Source organism: Plantactinospora sp. A48 (assembly GCF_055793945.1).
On sequence record NZ_JBTIXF010000030.1, the window covers coordinates 41,226 to 62,987 of the forward strand.

16 protein-coding genes are annotated in these 21,762 nt (G+C 73.2%); 5 read left to right on the forward strand and 11 right to left on the reverse strand.

Annotated features, from left to right (window positions below):
• Positions 1-79 precede the first annotated feature (79 nt).
• From ACXN5W_RS17120 to ACXN5W_RS17145, 6 genes are all read right to left on the reverse strand, one after another.
• Positions 80-1,255: a zinc-dependent alcohol dehydrogenase gene (locus ACXN5W_RS17120; RefSeq protein WP_473159302.1), complete on the reverse strand. Its 1,176-nt coding sequence runs from the start codon at positions 1,253-1,255 to the stop codon at positions 80-82.
• A complete protein-coding gene (locus tag ACXN5W_RS17125) occupies positions 1,252-2,181 on the reverse strand; it encodes an SRPBCC family protein (RefSeq protein WP_473159303.1) in 930 nt (309 codons plus the stop codon). The genes ACXN5W_RS17120 and ACXN5W_RS17125 overlap by 4 nt, the downstream gene beginning before the upstream one ends.
• Before the next feature lie 108 nt (positions 2,182-2,289).
• Positions 2,290-4,152: a malto-oligosyltrehalose trehalohydrolase gene (gene treZ / locus ACXN5W_RS17130; RefSeq protein WP_473159304.1), complete on the reverse strand. Its 1,863-nt coding sequence runs from the start codon at positions 4,150-4,152 to the stop codon at positions 2,290-2,292.
• Positions 4,149-6,440: a malto-oligosyltrehalose synthase gene (gene treY / locus ACXN5W_RS17135; RefSeq protein ID WP_473159305.1), complete on the reverse strand. Its 2,292-nt coding sequence runs from the start codon at positions 6,438-6,440 to the stop codon at positions 4,149-4,151. Before treY ends, treZ begins: the two co-directional genes overlap by 4 nt.
• Before the next feature lies 1 nt (position 6,441).
• Positions 6,442-8,559, reverse strand: a complete 2,118-nt coding sequence (glgX, locus tag ACXN5W_RS17140; RefSeq protein ID WP_473159332.1) for a glycogen debranching protein GlgX — start codon at positions 8,557-8,559, stop codon at positions 6,442-6,444.
• A gap of 242 nt (positions 8,560-8,801) precedes the next feature.
• On the reverse strand, positions 8,802-10,085 hold the full coding sequence (locus tag ACXN5W_RS17145; protein WP_473159306.1) for a citrate synthase: 1,284 nt from the start codon (positions 10,083-10,085) through the stop codon (positions 8,802-8,804).
• A gap of 214 nt (positions 10,086-10,299) precedes the next feature.
• Here ACXN5W_RS17145 and ACXN5W_RS17150 point away from each other — a divergent pair, with 214 nt between their 5' ends.
• A complete protein-coding gene (locus ACXN5W_RS17150; protein ID WP_473159307.1) occupies positions 10,300-10,689 on the forward strand; it encodes a VOC family protein in 390 nt (129 codons plus the stop codon).
• 52 nt (positions 10,690-10,741) lie between these two features.
• Here ACXN5W_RS17150 and ACXN5W_RS17155 read toward each other — a convergent pair whose 3' ends face one another.
• From ACXN5W_RS17155 to ACXN5W_RS17170, 4 genes are all read right to left on the reverse strand, one after another.
• Complete coding sequence (locus ACXN5W_RS17155; protein ID WP_473159333.1) at positions 10,742-11,572, reverse strand: helix-turn-helix domain-containing protein; 831 nt, start codon at positions 11,570-11,572, stop codon at positions 10,742-10,744.
• A 50-nt stretch (positions 11,573-11,622) separates the two neighbouring features.
• The gene (locus tag ACXN5W_RS17160) at positions 11,623-14,028 is read right to left on the reverse strand and encodes a glycosyltransferase family 39 protein (protein ID WP_473159308.1); all 2,406 of its coding nucleotides are present in this window, start codon (positions 14,026-14,028) and stop codon (positions 11,623-11,625) included.
• Positions 14,029-14,073: 45 nt separating this feature from the next.
• Complete coding sequence (locus ACXN5W_RS17165) at positions 14,074-15,597, reverse strand: sensor histidine kinase (RefSeq protein ID WP_473159334.1); 1,524 nt, start codon at positions 15,595-15,597, stop codon at positions 14,074-14,076.
• 133 nt (positions 15,598-15,730) lie between these two features.
• Positions 15,731-16,477 (reverse strand): response regulator transcription factor, encoded by a 747-nt coding sequence (locus ACXN5W_RS17170; RefSeq protein ID WP_473159309.1) that lies wholly within the window; start codon positions 16,475-16,477, stop codon positions 15,731-15,733.
• A gap of 216 nt (positions 16,478-16,693) precedes the next feature.
• Between ACXN5W_RS17170 and ACXN5W_RS17175 the strand changes: the two genes are divergently transcribed.
• The 4 genes from ACXN5W_RS17175 to ACXN5W_RS17190 are packed head-to-tail and all read left to right on the forward strand — an operon-like array spanning position 16,694 to position 20,486.
• The gene (locus ACXN5W_RS17175) at positions 16,694-18,307 is read left to right on the forward strand and encodes a flavin-containing monooxygenase (protein WP_473159310.1); all 1,614 of its coding nucleotides are present in this window, start codon (positions 16,694-16,696) and stop codon (positions 18,305-18,307) included.
• Positions 18,304-19,194, forward strand: a complete 891-nt coding sequence (locus tag ACXN5W_RS17180) for an SDR family oxidoreductase (RefSeq protein WP_473159311.1) — start codon at positions 18,304-18,306, stop codon at positions 19,192-19,194. The genes ACXN5W_RS17175 and ACXN5W_RS17180 overlap by 4 nt, the downstream gene beginning before the upstream one ends.
• Positions 19,194-20,006, forward strand: coding sequence for an alpha/beta fold hydrolase (locus tag ACXN5W_RS17185; RefSeq protein WP_473159312.1), 813 nt, complete (start codon positions 19,194-19,196; stop codon positions 20,004-20,006). Before ACXN5W_RS17180 ends, ACXN5W_RS17185 begins: the two co-directional genes overlap by 1 nt.
• Positions 20,007-20,048: 42 nt before the next feature.
• Positions 20,049-20,486 (forward strand): OsmC family protein, encoded by a 438-nt coding sequence (locus ACXN5W_RS17190; protein WP_473159313.1) that lies wholly within the window; start codon positions 20,049-20,051, stop codon positions 20,484-20,486.
• A gap of 137 nt (positions 20,487-20,623) precedes the next feature.
• Here the strand turns inward: ACXN5W_RS17190 and ACXN5W_RS17195 are convergent, their stop codons facing one another.
• Positions 20,624-21,580 carry an endonuclease/exonuclease/phosphatase family protein gene (locus tag ACXN5W_RS17195; protein ID WP_473159314.1) on the reverse strand — a complete coding sequence of 319 codons (957 nt, stop codon included), beginning with the start codon at positions 21,578-21,580 and terminating at the stop codon, positions 20,624-20,626.
• Positions 21,581-21,762 lie beyond the last annotated feature (182 nt).

Here is a 21,762-nt window from a genome sequence, read left to right on the forward strand (position 1 = left end):
AACCCGCAGTTAACTTCATGATCAACGCGAAACGGGGGTGGGGGGGACCGGGGGGACCGGGGGGACCGGTGGGGGTGGGTCAGGTGGGGGAGAGGACTACTTTTTCGCAGTTGTCGGTTTTGTTTTTGAACATCTCGTAGCCGGCGGGGGCGTCGGCCAGGCGCATCCGGTGGCTGATCACCACGCTGGGGTCGAGTTCGCCGACCCGGATCCGCTCCAGCAGCGGACGCAGGTAGCGCTGCACGTGGCACTGCCCGCCACGCATCGTCAGCGACCGGTTCATGAACGACCCGATCGGGAACTTGTCGACGAACCCGGTGTACGCCCCGATCACCGCGACGGTGCCGCCGTTGCGGCAGGTCAGCACGGCCTCCCGCAGCGCGCTGGGCCGGTCGGTCTGCATCCTGGCACCCTGCTTGACCCGGTCGTAGGCGTGGATCGCGGCGTTGCCGTGGTGCGCCTCGGCGCCCACCGCGTCGACACAGCCGTCCGGTCCCCGCCCGGCCGTCAGCTCCTTGAGCGCCACCGGGACCTCGACCTCGGCGAAGTTGACCGGGGTGGCGTCGGCGTAGCGCTGCGCGCGGGCCAGCCGGTCCGGATAACGGTCGATCGCGATGACCCGCTCGGCGCCCATCAGCCGGGCCGCCATCATGGCGAACAGCCCGACCGGCCCGGCGCCCCAGACCGCGACGGTGTCACCGGGCTGGATGTCGCACATCTCGGCGCCCATCCAGCCGGTCGGCAGGATGTCGGAGAGGAACAGCACCTTGTCGTCGGGCAGGCCGTCCTCGATCTTGATGGGACCGATGTCCGCGTACGGCACCCGGGCGTACTCGGCCTGGCCGCCGGCGTAGCCGCCCAGCAGGTGCGAGTAGCCGAAGATCCCCGCCGGAGAGTGCCCGAGCAGCTTCTCGGCCAGGGCCGCGTTCGGGTTGCTGTTCTCGCAGACCGAGAAGAGTCCGGCGGCGCAGCTCGCACACCGGCCGCAGGAGATCGGGAACGGCACCACCACCCGGTCGCCCACGGTCAGCTTCCGCACCCCGGCGCCGACCTCGACGACCTCGCCCATGAACTCGTGCCCCAGGATGTCGCCCGAGCGCATCGCCGGCAGCAGTCCGTCGTAGAGGTGCAGGTCCGATCCGCAGATGGCGGTGGAGGTGACCCGGACGATCACGTCACCGTCGTTCAGGATCTGCGGGTCGGGCACCTCGCGCACCTCGACCCGGTTGGGCCGGACCCAGACGTTGGCCTTCACCGTGCCCTCCCCGCCACCGGCACGCCGGGCCGCTGCCGACGTTGCTGGTGGGTGCTCAGCCCGCTGAGGCTGGCCTCCGACCGGGTGATCTCACCGGTCTCCAACACCTGCTTGAACCGCCGCAGATCGTCGTTGACCTGCTGGGCCGGCTCCTCGCCGAGGACCCGGGCGACGGCCCGACCGACCCGCCCGGCCGGCGGCCGGTAGGACAGCTCCACCCGGACCTCGGTGCCCCGGCCGCCGGGTGCCGGCTCGAACCGCACCCGGCCGGAGTTCGGTACCCGGGACCCGTCGACCGTCCGCCAACCGATCGCCCGGTCCGGGACGTCCTCGGTGATCTCGGCCTGCCAGGTCACCCGCCGGCCGCCCGGGGCGTGCGCGGTCCAGGTGGACCGGCCGTCGCCGTCGGTGCTGACCTGTTCGAGGTGCGCCATGAACCGGGGCAGGTTCTCCAGTTCCCGCCAGAACCGGTACGCCTCGGCCGGCGAGCTGTTCACCGTGGTGGACGCCCGGACGTCCACGGTCCGGGAGCCCGCGGCCGTACGCCGGGACTGCTGGACGGCCGCGAACAGGTCGACCAGCGCGATCCCACCGACCAGCGCGGTGGCCCGGGCGGCGCGGTGGCGGCGGTCCCCCCGGCGGGCCCCGGTCGCGGCGGCCAGCAGGGCGAGGTCCATGACGTCGCCCCCGACCCGGGTCCAGGTCCAGGCGGCGGTACGGGAGGAGCGCAGCAGGCCCGCGGCGTGGAACAGCTCCCGGGCCCCGGCTGCCGCCAGGATCTCCCGCGCCCGGGGTGAGTCGTCGATGCCCACCCAGCGGGCGACCGGGCGCGGCGCGGCGAACGCCGTCGTGCCGAGGGCGAGGCTGACCACCCCCAGCAGTCGGGGCAACGCCCCCTCGGGTGGCTCCACGTTACTTCGACCCATCTCCGACACCCTCCTCCGGCCGACCTGTGGGCTGCGTCCGACGCTAGCCCGGTACCCCGGCCTTCCATGCCGAAACGGGACAGCCGGTCCGGGCGCGACGCGGATCGGTCAGATGGCGACGACGACGGCGGATTCGGCCGGCAGCTGGACCCCGCCGCGCATCACCGTGACCCCCTCCCCGGTGGCCAGCAGCACGACGTCGACCTCCTCGGGCAGGGTGATGCGTTGCGGTCGGGGAGCCAGGTTCGCCGCCACCAGGCAGCCGCCCCGGCGGATCACCAGGAACTGGTCGCCGTGCCGCACCTCGACCCGGTCCAGCCGGGGATCCGACAGGTCGGCCCGGCTCTTGCGCAGCGCGATGAGCCGACGGTGGAAGTCGTACATCTCGCGGTGGCCGGGCTGGTCCAACTCGTTCCAGTCGAGTCGGGACCGGGCGAAGGTCGCCGGGTCCTGCGGGTCCGGCACGTCCCCGGGCGGCCAGCCGTGCGCCGCGAACTCCCGCCGGCGACCGGTCGCCACCGCCGCCGCCAGCTCCGGCTCGGGATGGCTGGTGAAGAACTGCCAGGGCGTGCCGGCGGCCCACTCCTCGCCCATGAACAGCATCGGGGTGAACGGCGCGGTCAGCAGCAGGGTGGCGCCGACCCGCAGCAGCGCCGGTGACAGGGTCGCGGAGATCCGGTCGCCCAGCGCGCGGTTGCCGACCTGGTCATGGTTCTGCAGGAACGCCACGAACCGGTGCCCCGGGACGCGCTCCCGGTCCACCGGCCGGCCGTGGTGCCGGCCGCGGAAGCTGGACCACGTCCCGGCGTGGAAGTACGCGCCGGTCAGCACGTCGGACAGGCACTGCAACGAGCCGAAGTCCGCGTAGTATCCCTGCCGCTCGCCGGTCAGCAACGTGTGCAGCGCGTGGTGGGCGTCGTCGTTCCACTGGGCGTGCAGCCCGAACCCGCCGGCCTCCCGCGAGGTCACCAGCCGAGGATCGTTCAGGTCGGATTCGGCGATCAGCGACAGCGGTCGGCCCAGGTGGGTGGCGAGCGCCTCCACCTCGGTGGCCAGTTCCTCCAGGATCGGCACGGCCCGGTGGTCGCTGAACGCGTGTACGGCGTCCAGCCGCAGGCCGTCCACGTGGTAGTCGCGCAGCCACATCAGCACGCTGTCCACGATGTACCGGCGGACCTCGTCGGAGCGCGGCCCGTCGAGGTTGACCGACCGGCCCCAGGTGTTGTTCGTGGCGGACAGATACGGGCCGAACATCGGCGCGTAGGCCCCCGAGGGGCCGAAATGGTTGTAGACGACGTCGAGGACCACCCCCAGCCCACGCCGGTGGGCCGCGGCCACGAACCGCTTGAGCCCGTCCGGGCCGCCGTACGCCTCGTGCGGCGCGAACCAGCAGACCCCGTCGTACCCCCAGTTGTACTCGCCGTTGAAGGCGTTGACCGGCAGCAGCTCGACCAGGTCCACGCCCAGCTCGACCAGGTGGTCCAGCCGCTCGATCGCGCCGTCGAAGGTGCCCGCCGGGGTGAACGTGCCGACGTGCAGCTCGTACAGGACGCTGCCGGGCAGTTGCCGGCCGGTCCAGTCGCCGTCGTCCCAGCGGTACGCGGCGTGGTCGTAGACCCGGCTCATCCCGTGTACGCCGTTCGGCTGCCAGGCCGACCTCGGGTCCGGCAGCGGCTGGTCGCCGTCGTCGAGCAGGAAGGCGTAGTCGGTGCCGGGACCTGCGCCGGGCACCTCCACCCGCCACCACCCGTCGGCGTCGCGCCGCATCGGCAGGTCGGCGGACCCGACCGGGCCGGACGGGTCGGCGGACCCGACCGGGCCGGACGGGTCGGCGGACCCGACCGGGCCGGACGGGTCGGCGGACCCGACCGGGCCGGACGGGTCGGTGGTGCCGGGCCGGTGGCCGCCGGTCGCCGGGGTGCGCAACCGGACCCGCTCGGCGTCGGGAGCCCACACTCGGAACTCGGTCATGACCTTCCCCGGGGGTCGGCGGGCGTCAGCAACGCGACGGGATAGTGGTCGAGCAGGTCGGCCACCGCGATCCGGGAGTCACTGTAGACCCGACCCGTGAACGACTCTGTCGTGTTGTCAACGTTCAGCGATATGGCGGTGTCGCCCCACCCGCCCCGGCGGGCCAGCCCGACCGGTAGCCGGGTGGCGACCGTGACCGCGCCGCCGCGGTCGAAGGCGATCACGTGTTCGGCGGCCGGCCCGGTCACCGGCACCTCCCGGTAACCGGTGAACAGTTGCGGAGCGTCCCGGCGCAGCCGCAGCGCCCGGGAGGTGACCAGCAGCTTCGCCGCCCCGCCGGCGTCCACCGGTGGTCGCCAGCCGCCGTCCAACCGGTCCAGCAGCTCGGCTCGGGCGGCGAAGTCGACCTCCCGCCGGTTGTCCGGGTCGACCAGCGAGTTCTCCCACAGCTCGGTGCCCTGGTAGACGTCCGGGACCCCGGGCATGGTGAGCTGGACCAGCTTCTGGCCGAGCGAGTTGGACCAGCCGTACGGGGTGATCCGGTCGGCGAACGCGGTCACCTCGGCCCGCAGCCCGGCGTCGTCGTAGATCCGGTCCACCACCGCGTGCAGGGTCGCCTCGAAGTCGGCGTCCGGGTCGGACCAACTGGTCGACGTGGCCGCCTCCCGGGCGGCCTTCTCGACGTACCCGTGCAGCCGCTCGCGCTCGATGGGCCAGGCGCCGACGACCGTCTGCCAGAGCAGGTGCGCGAAGGCCGGATCGGGCAGCGGCGCGGTGGCCTGCCAGCGGGTGACCGTCTCGGCCCACTCCCCCGGCAGCTCCGACAGCACCGCCAACCGGGCCCGGACGTCCTCCCCGCGCTTCGTGTCATGGGTCGACAGCGCGGTCATCCCCGCCGGCCAGCGGTAGTGCCGGGCACCGGCCGCCCGGTGGAAGGCCGGGACCGACATGCCGAACCGGGCCGGGCTGCCGCCGACCTCGTTGAGCGCGACGAACCGGGTCCACCGGTAGAAGGCGGTGTCCTCGACGCCCTTGGCCATCACCGCGCCGGACAGTTGCGGGAACCGCGCGGCCAGCTCGTCGTCCGGGGTGCGCAGCCGGCGGGTGAGCAGGTCCAGCGCCGGCACCAGCTCGGGTCGGCGCCGCCCGGCCTCGGCGCGGGCCTGCGCGAGGCGCCGGCCGCCCTCCGGCGGGTAGCCCCGGTAGACGGGGAAGTTCGCGGCCAGCTCGGCGAGCGCGTCCCGGGCGACGTCGGTGGACAGGTCCGGGACGAGTCGGGCCAGCCGGCCGAGTTCGGCGCCGAGCAGCCGGGTGGCCGCCGCCCGCTTGCTGCGGTGGGTCAACTCCGGCCAGGAGGTGGCACCGCCGCACAGCCGGGTGTCCAGCGCCGTGAACGCGCCCTCGGCCGCCGGGTCAACGAACAGCCCGCCCACCTCGGTCAGCGCGTCGTACCCGGTGGTGCCGGCCACCGGCCAGTCCGGCAGCTCCTCACCGGGTTCCAGGATCTTCTCGACCACCAGCCACTCGCCGGACGCGGACTCGCGCAGCCGCTCCAGGTATTCGGCCGGCTCGCGCAGGCCGTCCGGATGGTCCACCCGGATGCCGTCGACCAGTCCCTCGGCGACCCAGCGCAGGATCTCGACGTGGGTGGCCGCGAAGACCGCCGGGTCCTCCACCCGCACCCCGGCCAGGTCGGAGACGGCGAAGAAGCGCCGGTACGTGAGTTCCTGGTCGCCCCGGCGCCAGGAGATCAGCTCGTAGTGCTGCCGGTCGTGGACCTCCCGGGGGGTGCCCGACCCGGTGCCCTCGGCGATCGGGTAGCGGTGCTCGAAGTACCGCAGTTCGCCGTCGACCACCGCCAGGTCGTCCAGCGCGTCCGGGCTGTCGGCCAGCACCGGCAGCAGCAGCCGGCCCCGGGACCAGTCGATGTCGAACCAACCCGCGTACGCCGAGTCGGGGCCGGCGCGCAGCACGTCCCACCACGCCGGGTTGGCCTCGGGGACCGCCACCCCGAGATGGTTGGGGACGATGTCCACCACCAGGCCGAGCCCGGCGGCGCGGAGCGCGGTGACCAGCCGGTCGAGCGCCTCCGCCCCACCCAGCTCGGGGTTGACCCGGGTGGGGTCCACGACGTCGTAGCCGTGTTCGGAGCCGGGCGTGGCGGCCAGCAGTGGCGCGCTGTAGAGGTGGCTCACCCCCAGCCGGGCGAGGTAGCCGGTGAGCCCGGCGGTGGTGTCGAGGTCGAAGGCCGGCCGTACCTGCACCCGGTAGGTCGCGCGCACCACCACGTCAGATCGTCCTCTCCAGCACCACCAGTGAGCGGTCCGGGACCTGGAGGACATCCGCGGCCTCCAGGGTGGTCCGGTCCTCCGGACCGGGTTCGGCGGTGCTGATCACCCGGTGCCACTTCTGCCCGTAGTCCCCGCCGGGGACCACGAAGTCCAGCGGCGCGTCGTGGGCGTTGAAGCAGAGCAGGAAGGAGTCGTCGACGTGCCGCTGGCCCCGCTGGCCCCGCTCGTTGATGCCCTCGCCGTTGACGAACAGCATCACCGCCCGGCCGAAGTCGTTGCCCCAGTCCTCGGCGGTCATCTCCCGGCCGTCGGGGGTGAACCAGGCCAGGTCGGGCAGCGGGCCGCCGGCGGTCCGGGTGGTGACCTCCAGCCCGGTGAAGAACCGCCGCCGGCGGAAGACCTGGTGCCGGCTGCGGAACGCGGTGAGCGTCCGGACGAACTCCAGCAGGTGCTCGTCGGCACCCTCCCAGTCGATCCAGGACACCTCGCTGTCCTGGCAGTAGACGTTGTTGTTGCCATGCTGGGTGCGGCCCAGCTCGTCGCCGTGGGCGATCATCGGCACGCCCTGGGACAGCATCAGGGTGGCCAGGAAGTTGCGCCGCTGCCGGGCCCGCAGTTCCAGCACGCCCGGGTCGTCGGTGGCGCCCTCCACGCCGCAGTTCCAGGACCGGTTGTGGCTCTCGCCGTCCCGGTTCTCCTCGCCGTTGGCCTCGTTGTGCTTGTCGTTGTACGACACGAGGTCGGTCAGGGTGAACCCGTCGTGCGCGGTGACGAAGTTGATGCTGTGGAACGGTCGCCGGCCGTCGTCCTGGTAGAGGTCGGCCGAGCCGGAGATCCGGGAGGCGAACTCGGCCAGGGTGTTCGGCTCGCCGCGCCAGAAGTCCCGGACGGTGTCCCGGTACTTGCCGTTCCACTCCGTCCACACCGGCGGAAAGTTGCCGACCTGGTAGCCACCGGGGCCGACGTCCCACGGCTCGGCGATCAGCTTCACCCGGCTGACCACCGGGTCCTGCTGGACCACCTCGAAGAACGTCGACAGCCGGTCCACCTCGTAGAACTCCCGGGCCAGGGTGGCCGCCAGATCAAACCGGAACCCGTCCACGTGCATCTCCTGCACCCAGTAGCGCAACGAGTCCATGATCAGCTGAAGCGAGTGCGGGCTGCGGACGTTCAGGCTGTTGCCCGTGCCCGTGTAGTCGACGTAGTACCGACGGTCCTCTTCGGCGAGCCGATAGTAGCTGGCGTTGTCGATCCCCCGGAAGCTGAGCGTCGGGCCGAGGTGGTTGCCCTCGGCGGTGTGGTTGTAGACCACGTCGAGGATCACCTCGATGCCCGCCGCGTGCAGCGCCTTGACCATGCCGCGGAACTCCTGCGCCTGCTGGCCGAGCCGGCCGGTCGAGCAGTAGCCGTGGTACGGGGCGAAGAAGCCGATCGTGTTGTAACCCCAGTAGTTGCGCAGCCGCAGGTCGACCAGCCGGTGGTCGTGGATGAACTGGTGTACCGGCATCAGCTCCAGCGCCGTGATCCCGAGCCGGGTCAGGTGCTCGATCATCACCGGGTGGGCGATGCCCGCGTACGTCCCGCGCAGCTCGTCGGGGATCCCGGGGTGCCGGCGGGTGAGCCCCTTGACGTGCCCCTCGTAGATCACCGAGTGGTGGTACGGGGTCCGGGGTGGCTTGTCGTTGCCCCAGTCGAAGTACGGGTTGACCACCACCGCCTTCGGCACGAACGGCGCCGAGTCGCTCTCCGACATCCGCTCCGGGTCGTCGAACTCGTACCCGTAGACCGCGGTGTCCCACTCGACGTCCCCGTCGATGGCCTTGGCGTACGGGTCGATCAGCAGCTTGTTGGGGTTGCACCGCAGGCCGTTGGCGGGATCGTACGGTCCGTGCACCCGGTAGCCGTACCGCTGGCCGGGTTCGACCCCCGGGATGTAGGCGTGCCAGACGTAGGCGTCGACCTCGTGCAACCGGACCCGCCGTTCGGTGCCGAGACCCCACTCGTCGAACAGGCACAGTTCAACCGATTCGGCCGCCTCCGAGTAGATCGCGAAGTTCGTTCCGGTGCCGTCGTAGGTGGAACCCAACGGATAGGGCTCACCCGGCCAGACCTGCATGTCGTCCCTCGTCTCCCCCACGCCGACGCCACCGTGCCGCACAGATCGCGCGGCTGCCGGCGTACGCCCGCTATTGCCCAGCGGGCCGGCTCGCCAACCATGCTCCCAGCCCGCCCACGACGACGAAGGGCACGTCGCGTGCGGCGACGTGCCCTTCGGGTGGTACGGGGTGCCGGCGGCCGGTCAGGGCGCACCGCCGGAAACCCGGCCGGCCGGGCGCCCGAGGCCGGCCGGCCCGGCAATCAGCGCTGGTCGGCCGGGACGTAGTCCCGGGCCTCGGGCCCGGTGTAGAGCTGCCGCGGCCGGCCGATCTTGGTCTCCGGGTCGTTGATCATCTCGCGCCACTGGGCGATCCAGCCCGGCAGCCGGCCGAGCGCGAACAGCACCGTGAACATCTTCGTCGGGAAACCCATGGCCTTGTAGATCAGACCGGTGTAGAAGTCCACGTTCGGGTAGAGCTTGCGGGACACGAAGAAGTCGTCGGCGAGCGCGATCTCCTCGAGCTGCATGGCGAGATCCAGCAGCGGGTCCGGCTTGGCCATCCGACCCAGGACGTCCTGGGCGGCCTTCTTGACGATGGCGGCCCGCGGGTCGTAGTTCTTGTAGACCCGGTGGCCGAAGCCCATCAGCTTGACGCCCTGCTCCTTGGCCTTGACCCGGCGGACGAACGCCTGGACGTCACCCCCCTCGGCGTGGATCCGCTCCAGCATCTCCAGCACGGCCTGGTTGGCGCCACCGTGCAGCGGGCCGAACAGCGCGTTCACACCCGCGGAGACCGAGGCGAACAGGTTCGCGTTGCTGGAGCCGACCAGCCGGACCGTCGAGGTGGAGCAGTTCTGCTCGTGATCGGCGTGCAGCACGAACAGCATGTCCAGCACCCGCGCCACCACGGGATCGACCTCGTACGGCTCGGCCGGGACGCCGAAGGTCATCCGGAGGAAGTTCTCGACGTAACCGAGCGAGTTGTCCGGATAGAGCATCGCCTGGCCGATGGCCTTCTTGTAGGCGTACGACGCGATGGTCGGCACCTTGGCCATCAGCCGGACCGTGGACATCTCCACGTGTTCCGGGTCGAACGGGTCCAGGCTGTCCTGGTAGAAGGTCGAGATGGCGCTGACCGCCGACGACAGCACCGCCATGGGGTGCGCGTCACGCGGGAAACCGTCGAAGAAGCGCCGCATCTCCTCGTGCAACAGAGAATGCCGGCGGATCCGCTCGCTGAACTCGGCCAGCTGGTCGGCGGTGGGCAGTTCACCGTAGAACAGCAGGTAGGAGACCTCCAGGAAGGAGGACTTCTCGGCCAGTTGTTCGATCGGGTAGCCGCGGTACCGCAGGATACCGGCGTCGCCGTCGATGTAGGTGATCGCCGACGAGCAGGCGGCGGTGTTGACGAAGCCCGGGTCGTAGGTGGTGTACCCGGTCTCCTTCAGCAGGCTGCCGACTCCGATGCCGGGCGGCCCGTCAACGGCCGCCTTGACCGGCATCGACAGCTGCCCACCTGGGTGGTCAAGCTTGACATCCGTCATGTGGTCCCTCGCTTGTGCCGGCATTCGTCATTGAATTTGCCTCAGGTTTTAACCGTAATGGGACCTACCACCTCGCCGCCCGCCGTGGTGGCGGGGTGAGGGATGCGTCACCTGGGATTCGGGTTGCCGGACGTCCTCGGGAGTTGCTAATGACCCCGGTGGGACGTCCGTTTTCTTCAAGACACGACGCCCACCTACGCCTACGGTCGGGCGCATGTCACCACGATTCGACCTGATCGGCATCGTCACCGCCGACCTCGCCCGTTCGCTCGCCTTCTACCGCCGGCTGGGACTGGCCATCCCGGCCGACTCCGACCCGGCACCGCACGTCGAGGTCACGCTGCCCGGCGGGCTGCGCCTGGCCTGGGATCCCGTCGAGACGATCCACTCGTTCAACCCGGGCTGGACCCCGCCGACCGGCGGCGCACGGATCAGCCTGGCCTTCGACTGCGGGACCCCGGCCCAGGTGGACGCCGAGTACGCGGAACTGGTCGGGGCGGGCGTCACCGGACACCTGGCCCCGTTCGACGCGCCCTGGGGTCAGCGGTACGCCACCGTACTCGACCCGGACGGCAACGCCATCGACCTCTTCGCCCCGCTCTGAGCGGTAAGGAAGGGCACCTTCCTATCGCTTTCGGTGGTAGCAGGGCCCCTTGTTAACGCCCGGCCGGTCCGGGGACCGAGGGATGCGATCCCGGGGAACGCTCCGCCGCCGGAGGGTGGTCGGCGAGGAGGGCCCCGAGTGGCACCCCGGCCAGCGTCCGTACCTCCCGGGACAGGTGCGGCTGGTCGGCGTACCCGCACCGGGCGGCGGCCTCGGCGGGCGGCACCCCGGCCCGGACCAGGTCCAGCACCCGACGCAGCCGCAGGATCCGGGCGAGGGTCTTCGGCCCGTACCCGAACAGGTGCCGGCTGCGCCGGTGCAGCTGGCGCTCCCCGATGCCCAGCTCGGCCGCGACGGTGGCCACCGGGCGGCCACCGGCCATCCGGCGGGCGACCAGGCCGGCCACCGGGTCCGGTCCGTCGCCGACCCGCAGCCGGCGGACGGCCACGGCCACCAGCAGCCCGCCCGGCGAGGTCGGACCCTCGCCGGCGGTCGAGCCCGACGGTCCGCCCGCAGGCGGAGCGGGCTGGCCGGCGGCGGCATCGACCCGGTGGGTCAGGTCCCGGACGGTGCGCTCGGGCCAGAGCGCGGCCAGCGGTACGCGTTGGTCGCGCAGTGCCCGCGCCGGTACGCCGAACACCGCCGGACCCGTGCCGGGAGGCAGCCGCAGCCCGACGTACCGCTCCCCGGCGGGCCCGCCAGCCAGCTGAGCGGTGGTGTCGGGGCCGGCCACCAGCAGCCCGGTGACCGAGGACCAGATCAGGTCCATGCAGCCGTCCGGCAGTACCCGTGCCTCGGGCGCGTCCGGACCGCGGACGCTGGTCCAGAGGATCGCGCCCGGCAGGTCGGCTCCGACGGCTCGTTCCCGGTACACCGCCCCCATTGTGGCCCGGTCGGGCCGGACCCGCCGGCCCGAGCCACGGTCAGGTCTGGTCAACCGGTTTGACCGGCGGTCAGGTCGTAGACGGTCTCCCCGCCCACCGTGGTGGCGGTGAAGGTCCGCTCGACCCATGCGGAGATCTCCGCGGACGCCTGGCTGCCACCGTTGGCCCGGAAACCACCGCCGCCGAGGAAATAGTGGATCTTCCCTGCCCGGACGTACCCCTGGAACCGGGCCAGGGTGGGGGCCGGGTCGCTGCCGTTGAAACCCCCCACCGGCATCACCGGCAGCCCGGTGGCCAGCTGGTATCCGGAGGCGTTGTTCGAGCCGACCGTGGCGGCCACCCAGGTGTACCGACCGGCGTCCGTGGTCAGCAGGGTCCGCAGTTCGGCGCTGGGTTCGCGGGAGTCGAGCAGCCCGCCCATCCCCCCGCCCCGGCTGCCCGGCGCCCCGGCCGGAACGCCGGGCGACCGACCGCCACCGGGCAACCGTCCACCCGGGACGCGCCCAGCACCGGGAAGCTGACCACCCGGGACCTGCCCGCCACCGGGAAGCTGAGCATCGGGGAAGGGACCGCCGCCCGGGAACCGGCCGCCGCGGAACTCGGCACCGCCCGGGAACCGGCCCGCTCCCCGGAACCCACCCGGGCCGAAGCCCTGCCCCGGCGGACCGGCCGCCGGGATGGCGCCGGTGTGCGCGACGGCCGTGGTTTCCAGCGCGTACCCGACCGGCCCCGCGAACGCGGCGGCGGCGCCCACCGCCAGCACCGTGACGGAGGCCCACCGGGGTAGCCGGGTCACCACCACCAGCAGGGCCGCCGCGACCAGGCCGGCGACCAGCACCGCCGGGCGCAGCCACGGCTGCCAGTCGGCGCTGCGCAGCAGCAGGACGAACGACCATCCGGCCGTACCGGCCAGCACCACCGCCAGGGTGGCCGTGGCCGCGAGATGCCGGCGGCGGCGCCACAGCAGGGTCACGCCGATCCCGACCAGCGCGCCGACCGCCGGCGCGAGCGCCACGGTGTAGTAGGCGTGGAAGATGCCGCGCATGAAGCTGAAGGTGATCCCGGTGACCAGCAGCCAGCCGCCCCACAGCACCAGCCCGGCGCGGGTGCGGTCGGTCCGCCCGGCCCGGCCCGCGAGCGCGAGACCGACCACCAGCAGCACCAGCGCGGCGGGCAGCAGCCAGCTCACCTGGCCGCCCAGCTCGGCGTCGAACAGTCGTAGCCAGCCGGTCTGTCCGGAGGCCGGCCCGAACCGCCCGCCGTTCGCACCGAACGGCCCGGCCTCGCCGAACGGGCCGCTCCCACCGAACGGCCCGGCCCCGGCGAACGGCCCACCGCCGCCGACGCTGCCCTCCTCGGCGCCGGTGAGCCGGCCCAGGCCGTTGTACCCGAAGGTCAACTCCAGGATGCTGTTGTGCTGCGAACCGCCGATGTACGGCCGGGCCCCGGACGGCATCAACTCGACGATCGCCACCCACCAGCCACCGGCCACCACGAGGGCCAGCCCGGCCAGCAGCAGGTGCCGGATCCGGCGCGGCAACCCGGTGGGGGCGGCCAGCAGGTACGTCGCGGCGAACACCGGCACCACCAGGAACGCCTGCAACATCTTGGTCAGGTAGCCCAGCCCGACCAGCGCACCGGCCAGCGCCAGCCAGCGGGCGCTGGCGGTCTGCACCGCGCGGACCGTCGCGTACGCCCCGGCCACCAGGAGCAGCACGAGCAGGGCGTCGGGGTTGTTGAACCGGAACATCAACGTGGCGACCGGGGTGAACGCCAGCACCGTTCCAGCCAGCAGGCCCGCGGCCGGGCCGTACCAGCGGCGCACGGTGGCGAACAGCAGGCCCACCGAGGCCACGCCCGCGAGGGCCTGCGGGACGAGGATCGCCCAGGCGTTGAGCCCGAAGACCCGTACGGACAGCGCCATCACCCACAGCGCGGCCGGGGTCTTGTCGACGGTGATCGAGTTCCCGGCGTCGGACGAGCCGAAGAACATCGCCTTCCAACTCACCGAGCCGGCCTGCACGGCCGCCGAGTAGAAGGAGTTGGCCCAGCCCGAGGCGCCGAGTCCCCACAGGTACAGCAGCGCGGTGCCCAGCAGCAGGGCGGCGAGCGCCGGACGTACCCAGCGCGGCGCCGCGGCGGGCGACCCGGCCGGGCCCACCGCCAGCGGGTCCGTGCCGGCCGGGCCCACGTCCGCCGAGCCCACATCCGCCGAGCCCACCTCCGGGTCCGCGCCGGCCGGGTCCGCCGGGACGCCGCCGGTCGGGGTCCGGTCCGGGTCTTCCGCCGGTACGCGTGGATCCGCCGAATCGTGGGCGGCTGAGCCGGGTGCCGGCACGGGTCCGGCCGGCAGCCCGATCACGGGGGTGAAGGCGCTCCCACCGCCGGCCGACCGGCCACCGTGACCCGGATCCGATCGATCCGTGGCACTGTCCGAGGTGCTGTGCTGATCCATGCCCGCCAGCCTGCGGACCGCGACTGGCCTGACACCGTGGACCGGCTATGTGTCCGCTGTGAAGCGCACCGGAGGTTCCGGATCGGCGGCCAGCAGCGGGAGCCGGACCGTGAACGCGGTGCCCTCCGGTCCACTGTCGACGGCCACCACCCCACCGTGCGTCTCGACCACCGCCGCCACGATGGCGAGCCCCAGCCCCGTGCTACCGGCGGCCCGGGACCGCGAACTGTCGCCCCGGGCGAACCGCTCGAAGATCGCCGGCAGCAGTTCGGCCGGCACCCCCGGTCCGTCGTCCGCCACCGTCAACTCGGCCCGGTCGCTGACGGTGGCCAGGGAGGTCGTCACGGTGGTGCCCGGCGGGGTGTGGGTACGGGCGTTCGCCAGCAGGTTCGCCACCACCTGGTGCAGCCGCTCGTCGTCGCCACGCACCCGTACCCCGTCCGGCGGCAGGTCGAGTCGCCACTTGTGGTCGGGCCCGGCGACGTGCGCGTCGCCGACGACGTCGACCACCAGCGCCGACAGGTCGACCGGGTCGGCGGCCAGTGGCCGGCCCGAGTCGAGCCGGGCCAGCAGCAGCAGGTCGTCGACCAACCGGGTCATCCGGGTGGACTCCGACTCGACCCGTCGCAGCGCGTGCGCCACGTCCGGCGGCACCTCGTCGCGGGACCGCCGGGTCAGCTCGCTGTAACCACGGATGGCGGCCAGCGGGGTGCGCAGTTCGTGGCTCGCGTCAGCCACGAACTGACGTACCCGCGTCTCGCTGGCCTGCCGCGCGGCCAGCGCGGCGTCGACGTGGCCGAGCATCCGGTTCAGCGCGGCGCCGACCTGGCCCACCTCGGTCCGAGGGTCGGTGTCGGCGGTCGGTACCCGCTCGGAGAGGTCCACCTCACCCTGGTGCAGCGGCAGCTCGGCCACCCGGCCGGCGGTGGCGGCGACCCGGCGCAGCGGTCGCAGCGACCGGCGGACGATCACCGTGCCGACCGTCCCGGCCACGATCAGCCCGGCACCGGCGACCCCGGCTTCGGCCGCCACCATGTACCAGACGGTCTGCTCGACGTCGGCCAACGGGAAGCCGGTGACCATGACGGCTCCGTCCGGCATCGTCGTGGCCACCAGGCGGTAGTTGCCGAGGTCACCGAGGGTGCGGGTGCGCGGAAGACCGTCGGTGGGCAGGTCCGTCACCGCCGCCACCCGGCCGGTGGCCAGTTCCTCGTTGCGGTACGACGGGATGCCGACGGTCGTACGCGAGGCCAGCTCCGGATTGAGCCGGACGGCCTCCTGCACCTGTCCGTCCACGAGCTTGGCGGCGACCGCCCAGTTCGGCGCGCCCGGCGGCAGCCAGGGCCCGAGGTTGCGGGTCCGTTCCGGCCGCTCCCGCTCCGGCCCGTTTCCCGCTCGGATGACTCCGGCGGTCAGTTGCACGTCGAGCCGGTGTATCAGCACGTTGTGCAACACGATCGTGGTCACGGCCCCGATCGCCACGCAGACCACCGCGAGCAGGCTGAGCACGGCGATCAGCAACCGGGCGTTCAGGGTGCGGCCGGCCCACCAGCGCCGGCCGGCGGCCAGCCACCGGCCGGACCCGGCGGCGACGCGGGCCGGGACCCGCCAGCGACGCCCCGGCGGGTGAGCCGTCCGGGGATCTGTCGGCGCCCGCCCACCCGGGCGGTGATCAGCCGCCGGGCGATCACCCGGGCGGTCGTCAGTCGGCGGGCTTGAGGACATAGCCCGCCCCGCGCAGCGTGTGGATCATCGGGGCCCGAGCGGCGTCGATCTTCTTCCGCAGGTACGAGATGTAGAGCTCGACGACGTTCGCCTGGCCACCGAAGTCGTAGTTCCAGACCCGGTCGAGGATCTGCGCCTTGCTCAGCACCCGGCGCGGGTTGCGCATCAGGTAGCGCAACAGCTCGAACTCGGTGGCGGTCAGCGAGATCAGTTGTCCGCCCCGGCGTACCTCGTGGCTGTCCTCGTCCAGCGTCAGGTCGCCCACCGTGAGCACCGCCTCGTCCCGGGCGGCCACCGCGGACCCGGCCCGACGCATCAGCGCGCGCAGCCGGGCGATGACCTCCTCCAGGCTGAACGGCTTGGTGACGTAGTCGTCGCCGCCGGCGGTCAGCCCGGCGATCCGCTCCTCCACCGCGTCCCGCGCGGTCAGGAACAGCACCGGTACGCCCGGACTGTGCTCGCGCAGCCGCCGCAGCACCTCCAGTCCGTCGAAGTCGGGCAGCATCACGTCGAGCACCACGGCGTCGGGCTGGAACTGGCGGGCGGTGCGTACGGCGACCGTACCGGTGCCGGCGCTGCGGACGTCCCAACCCTCGTACCGCAGCGCCATCGAGAGCAGGTCGGTCAGCGTCGCCTCGTCGTCCACCACCAGCACCCGGACGGCCCCACCGTCCGGGCGGCGCAGTTCGAGGTGCCCGGTCGCGGTTCGCCCGTTCATGACCATGCCCTCCAGGATGCTGGGCCCGGCTGTGTGGCACCCCGCCCCAACCTGTGTATCAGCTGTGCACGCCCCCGATGAAAGGAAGGGCACCTTGTTATCGCTTTTTGTATAGAAGGGGCCCCTGCTTAACCCCCTTCCACCTCTGCCTACCCAGTGGTAACTTGCCGGTGTTCGGCGGTACCGCCGGTACCGCACCGCCGGCGTCGAGGAGTCGCCCGGATGGTTCACCCGCAGCGGCACAGCGTCCGGATCGCCGTGCTGGGCGCCGGCTTCGGCGGCCTCGGCACCGCCATCCGGTTACGCCAGCACGGGTACGACGACTTCGTCGTCTTCGACCGCGGGGCCGAGGTCGGCGGCACCTGGCGGGACAACAGCTATCCGGGCTGCGCCTGCGACGTTCCCTCGCAGTTGTACTCCCTGTCGTTCGCGCCGAACCCCGGCTGGACCCGCAGCTTCTCCAGCCAACCGGAGATCTGGGCGTACCTGCGCGACTGCGTGGACCGGTACGGTCTGCGGGCGCACCTGCGGCTGGGGCACGAGGTCACCGCCGCCACCTGGGACGCCGACGGCGGCCACTGGGTGATCGAGACCTCGGGCGGCACCTGGCTGGCGGAGGTCCTGGTGGCGGCCGGCGGTCCGCTGTCCGCCCCGGCGGTGCCCCGACTGCCCGGCCTGGACACCTTCGCCGGCGAGGTCTTCCACTCGGCCCGCTGGCGGCACGACCTCGACCTGACCGGGCGCCGGGTTGCGGTGGTCGGCACCGGCGCGTCGGCGGTCCAGTTCGTCCCCCGGATCGCCCCGGAGGTGGCCCGGCTGCACCTGTTCCAGCGCACCCCGCCGTGGGTGCTGCCGCGCGCCGACCGGGCGGTCCGGGACTGGGAGCGGTGGACGTTCCGGAACGTGCCCGGCGCCCGGCGGCTGGCCCGGGCCGGCGTCTACTGGGGGCGCGAACTGGGCGCCACGGCCTTCCTGCGACCCGCCCTGATGCGGGTCGCGCAGGCGGCGGCCCGCCGACACCTGCGGGCCGCCGTCGCGGATCCCGCGCTGCGCGCCCGGCTGACCCCCGGGTACACCATGGGGTGCAAGCGGGTGCTGCTGTCCAACGACTACTACCCGGCGCTGACCCGGGACAACGTCGAGCTGGTCACCGATCCGATCACCCGGATCGAACCGGCCGGGGTGGTCACCGGGGACGGCCGGCTGCGCCCGGTCGACACCCTGATCTTCGGTACCGGGTTCCGGGTCACCGACCCGCCGGTCGCGGACCTGATCCGGGGACGGGACGGACGGACCCTGCGGGAGTGCTGGGACGGCGGCATGCGGGCCTACCAGGGCAGCACGGTCAGCGGTTTCCCGAACCTGGTGCTGCTGCTCGGTCCGAACACCGGGCTCGGCCACAGCTCGGTGGTCTTCATGCTCGAATGCCAGCTCAACCACCTGCTCGGCCTGCTCCGCCTGCTCGACGACACCGGCACGCCGGTCGAGCCGACGCGGTCGGCCCAGGACGCCTTCGTGGCCGCCGTGGACCGGCGGATGAGCCGTACCGTCTGGACCCGTGGCGGCTGCCGCAGCTGGTACCTAGACGCGAACGGTCGCAACTCCACCCTGTGGCCCGGTTACACCTGGGACTACTGGCTGCGCACCCGGCGGCTCGACCGCCGCGCGTACCGCCCGGTGGGACCGGAGGCACCGACCGCCCGGAAGCCGGGGGTACCGGCCGGAGGCGAGTGCGCGGTACGGGCCGGAGCAGAGTCGGGGGTCCGGGCCGGAGCAGAGTCGGGGGTCCGGTCCGGAGGCGTCGACCCGACCCCGGCGGATCGGGGGAACCGGTGAGGTCCGTACTGCCCGGTCGGGTCGTCCTGATCACCGGGGCGGCCCGGGGTATCGGCGAGCACACCGCCCGACTCGCCGCCCGCCGGGGCGCCCGGCTGGCCCTGGTCGGCCTGGAGCCGCACCGCCTGGCCGGACTGGCCGCCGAGCTGGGGCCGGGACACGCCTGGTTCCCCGCCGACGTCACGGACCAGGACGCGCTGGCCACCGCCGTACGCGGCACCCTGGACCGGTTCGGCCGGATCGACGCGGTGGTGGCCAACGCGGGCGTGGCCAACCGGGGCACCGTGGCCACCAGTGACGTCGAGGCGCTGGTCCGCACCGTCGAGGTGAATCTGATCGGGGTGCTGCGTACCGCCAGCGCCACCGTGCCGCACCTGATCGCCAGCCGAGGCTATCTGCTGATCGTCTCCAGCGCCGCGGCGTTCGCCGCGCTGCCCGGGATGGCCGCCTACTGCGCGTCGAAGGCCGGCGTCGAGCACTTCGGCAACGCGTTGCGGCTGGAGGTCGCCCACCACGGCGTCTCGGTCGGCACCGCCCACATGTCCTGGGTGGACACCGATCTGGTCCGGGACGCCCGGGAGGACCTGCCGACGTTCCGCGCCACCCTGGACCGACTGCCCTGGCCGTTCGGCTCGACGGCCCCCGTCGGGGCGTGCGCCGCGGCGTTCGTCCGGGCCATCGAGCGCCGCCAGCGCCGGGTGTACGTACCGGCCGGTGTCGCCGTCGCCGGGGCGGCCCGGGCGCTGCTGGTCGGTCCGCTCAGCGACCGGATCATCGGCCGCTCGGCCCGGGTCGTCGTACCGGCGATGGAGGCCGAGGTACGGGCGCTGGGCCGGACCTTCGGCCGGCACACCGCGGGCGCGGAACCGGGCTCGGAGGCGGGCTGATGATGGCTTCCGACGTGGTCGTCGAGCGGCGGGGGGCCGGGGAGCCGCTGGTGCTGCTGCACGGCATCGGCCATCACTGGCGGGCCTGGCTGCCGGTGCTGGACCGGTTGGCGGAGACGCACGAGGTGATCGCGATCGACCTGCCCGGGTTCGGCGGGTCGCCGGTACCGGCCGGCGGACTGCCCCGGGACATGCCGGCCGTGGTCGCCGGGGTGGCCCGGCTCTGCGCCGACCTCGGCCTCGACCGTCCACATGTGGCCGGCAACAGCCTCGGCGGGGCGATCGCGCTGGAACTCGCCGCGGCCGGCCTCGCGGCCTCGGCGACCGCCCTCTCGCCGGCCGGCTTCTGCACACCCGCCGAGCTGCGCTGGGCGATCGGGGTGCTCGGCCTGCACCGGCTCGCCGCCCGGCTGCCCGAGCCGGTGCTGCGGCGGGTCCTCACCGCGAGCGCGCTGCGGGGCGCCTCGTTCGGGATGATCTTCGCCCGGCCGGACCTGGTGCCGGTGGAGGCGGCCCTCGCCGACGCCCTCGCGCTGCGCCGCGCTCGGGCGTTCCGGGCGGTGGCGCGGGCCGGCCGCGGCTACGCCTTCCGCGGCTCGCCGGGAGTACCCGTGACGGTTGCCTGGGGCACCCGGGACCGGATCCTGCCGTACCGCCAGGCGGCGCTGGCCCGGCACCGGTTGCCGGCGGCCCGGCACGTCGAGCTGACCGGTTGCGGGCACGTGCCGATGTACGACGACCCGGATCGGGTGGCGGAGGTCATCCTGGCCACCGCGGCGGCGGCCGGGTTTCGCGACCGGCCCGCCGGGTAGCCGCGACTGGGCGTTCGGCCCGGTCACCTGGGGGGTTCGGGGATGGCGGAGTCAGGTTCCTGGCTGCACGAGGCTGGCGCGACCGCCGAAGGCGGGCACGTCCGTACCGATGACGGCGAGCTGTGCTCGCCACTGGCCTCGCCGTTGGCGCCGCACTGTCACGGCCTCGCGCCGGAACAGCTGCTGGCCGCGGCGTTCGCGTCCTGTCTGCATCACGCCGCCGTGGAGGCGGCCTCGGACGTGACGGACGAGGCGCACACCGTGCAGGTACGGGCCGAGGCCCGGTTGGGCCGCGATCCCGACGGCCGGTACCGGGTCGACGTGCGGGCCAGCATCGGCTCGTCGGGGCTGACCCGTGAGCAGCTCGCCGAGTTGGTGGTGTACGCCGACCGGTTGTGGCCGTTCACCAGCACCGACGGCAGCCGGCACTCGCTGACCGTCACCGCCGCCGAGCACCGCACCCGGCAACCCACCCGGTAACCGGCATCGAGGGGTCCCTGCCGGCGTCCGGCGGACGGTCCGATGCCGACCAGCGGGAAGGCAGGTACCGGTCCGCGGCCGAAGGTCACTGGCGGAAGCCGACGGAAGGGTCAGCTGCGGTGGCCCGGGGCCGAAGGTCAGTGGCGGAAGCCGGCGGTGACCGCGCGGTGGTCGCTGGCCGGTGTCCGCAGCACCCCGGCCGAGGCCGCTGTGAGGCCCCGGTAGAGCATCTGGTCGGGGCGGGTCAGCGGCAGCCGGGCCGGCCAGGTGAACCCCGGTCCGGCGCCGGCCTGGGCCTGGGCGTCGGAAAGCTGGCTGGTCAACGGGTCGATCATGCGGTCGGTGGTGGCGGTGTTGAAGTCGCCGAGCACGATCAGGCTCGGAGCGTGGTCCTGGCGTACCCGCTCGGCCAGCATCCGCACGCCGCGATCCCGTACGCCGGTGGCGCCGGCCCGGGCCGACCCGAGGTGTACGACATAGACCGCGACGTCCCCGCCGGGGGCGGCCACCACGGCGCGCAGCGCGCGGGTCCAGCCCAGCCCGGTGTCCACCCCGACGCTCTCGCGCACCGGATACCGGCTCCACAGGCCCACGGTGGAGACACTGGCCTGGTACGGATACCGCGACCGCAGGGTGTCCGCGACGGTCGTCCGGTGTTCGTCGTCGATCTCCTGGAGGGCCAGCAGATCCGGTTCGTCCGCCAGCAGCGCGTCCACGGTGACCGCCGGTTCGGGGTTGGCCGCCATCAGGTTCTGGGTGGTCACCCGGAACTGCACCGGGCCCCCGCCGGCGGCGGGCAGCCAGGGCAGCCCCACCAGCAGGGTCCAGGCCACCGCGGGAAACCCCGCCGCGGCCAGCGCCGTCCGGGACCGGCGGAACAGAGCGGCCAGGATGAGCGGTGGGACCGCGAGGACGGCGTACGGAATGGTGGTGTCGAGCAGGCTGCCGACGCCCCGGACGTTGGGGACCCAGCGGTGTCCGACGATCACGGCGGTGAGCAGCACTGCCGCCGTGGCCAGCGCGGTGCCGCGCCGTCGGCGGGGTTCGCGGGTCACCGCCGGCGGTCCGTCGGTCGCGTCAATCCGTGTGGTCACCGTCTGTGATCATATCGTTGATCATGCCGCCGGGACACGGGACCCCCACCATTGGAGCCACCCGGGGAAGCCGGAGCAACGGCGCCGATCGGTCCGGGTCGGCGCGGACCCACCGGGCCAGCCACCCCTCGGCCGTTCGGCGGATGCGGTACGACCGGTCCAGGCCGCCTGGCCGATCGGGC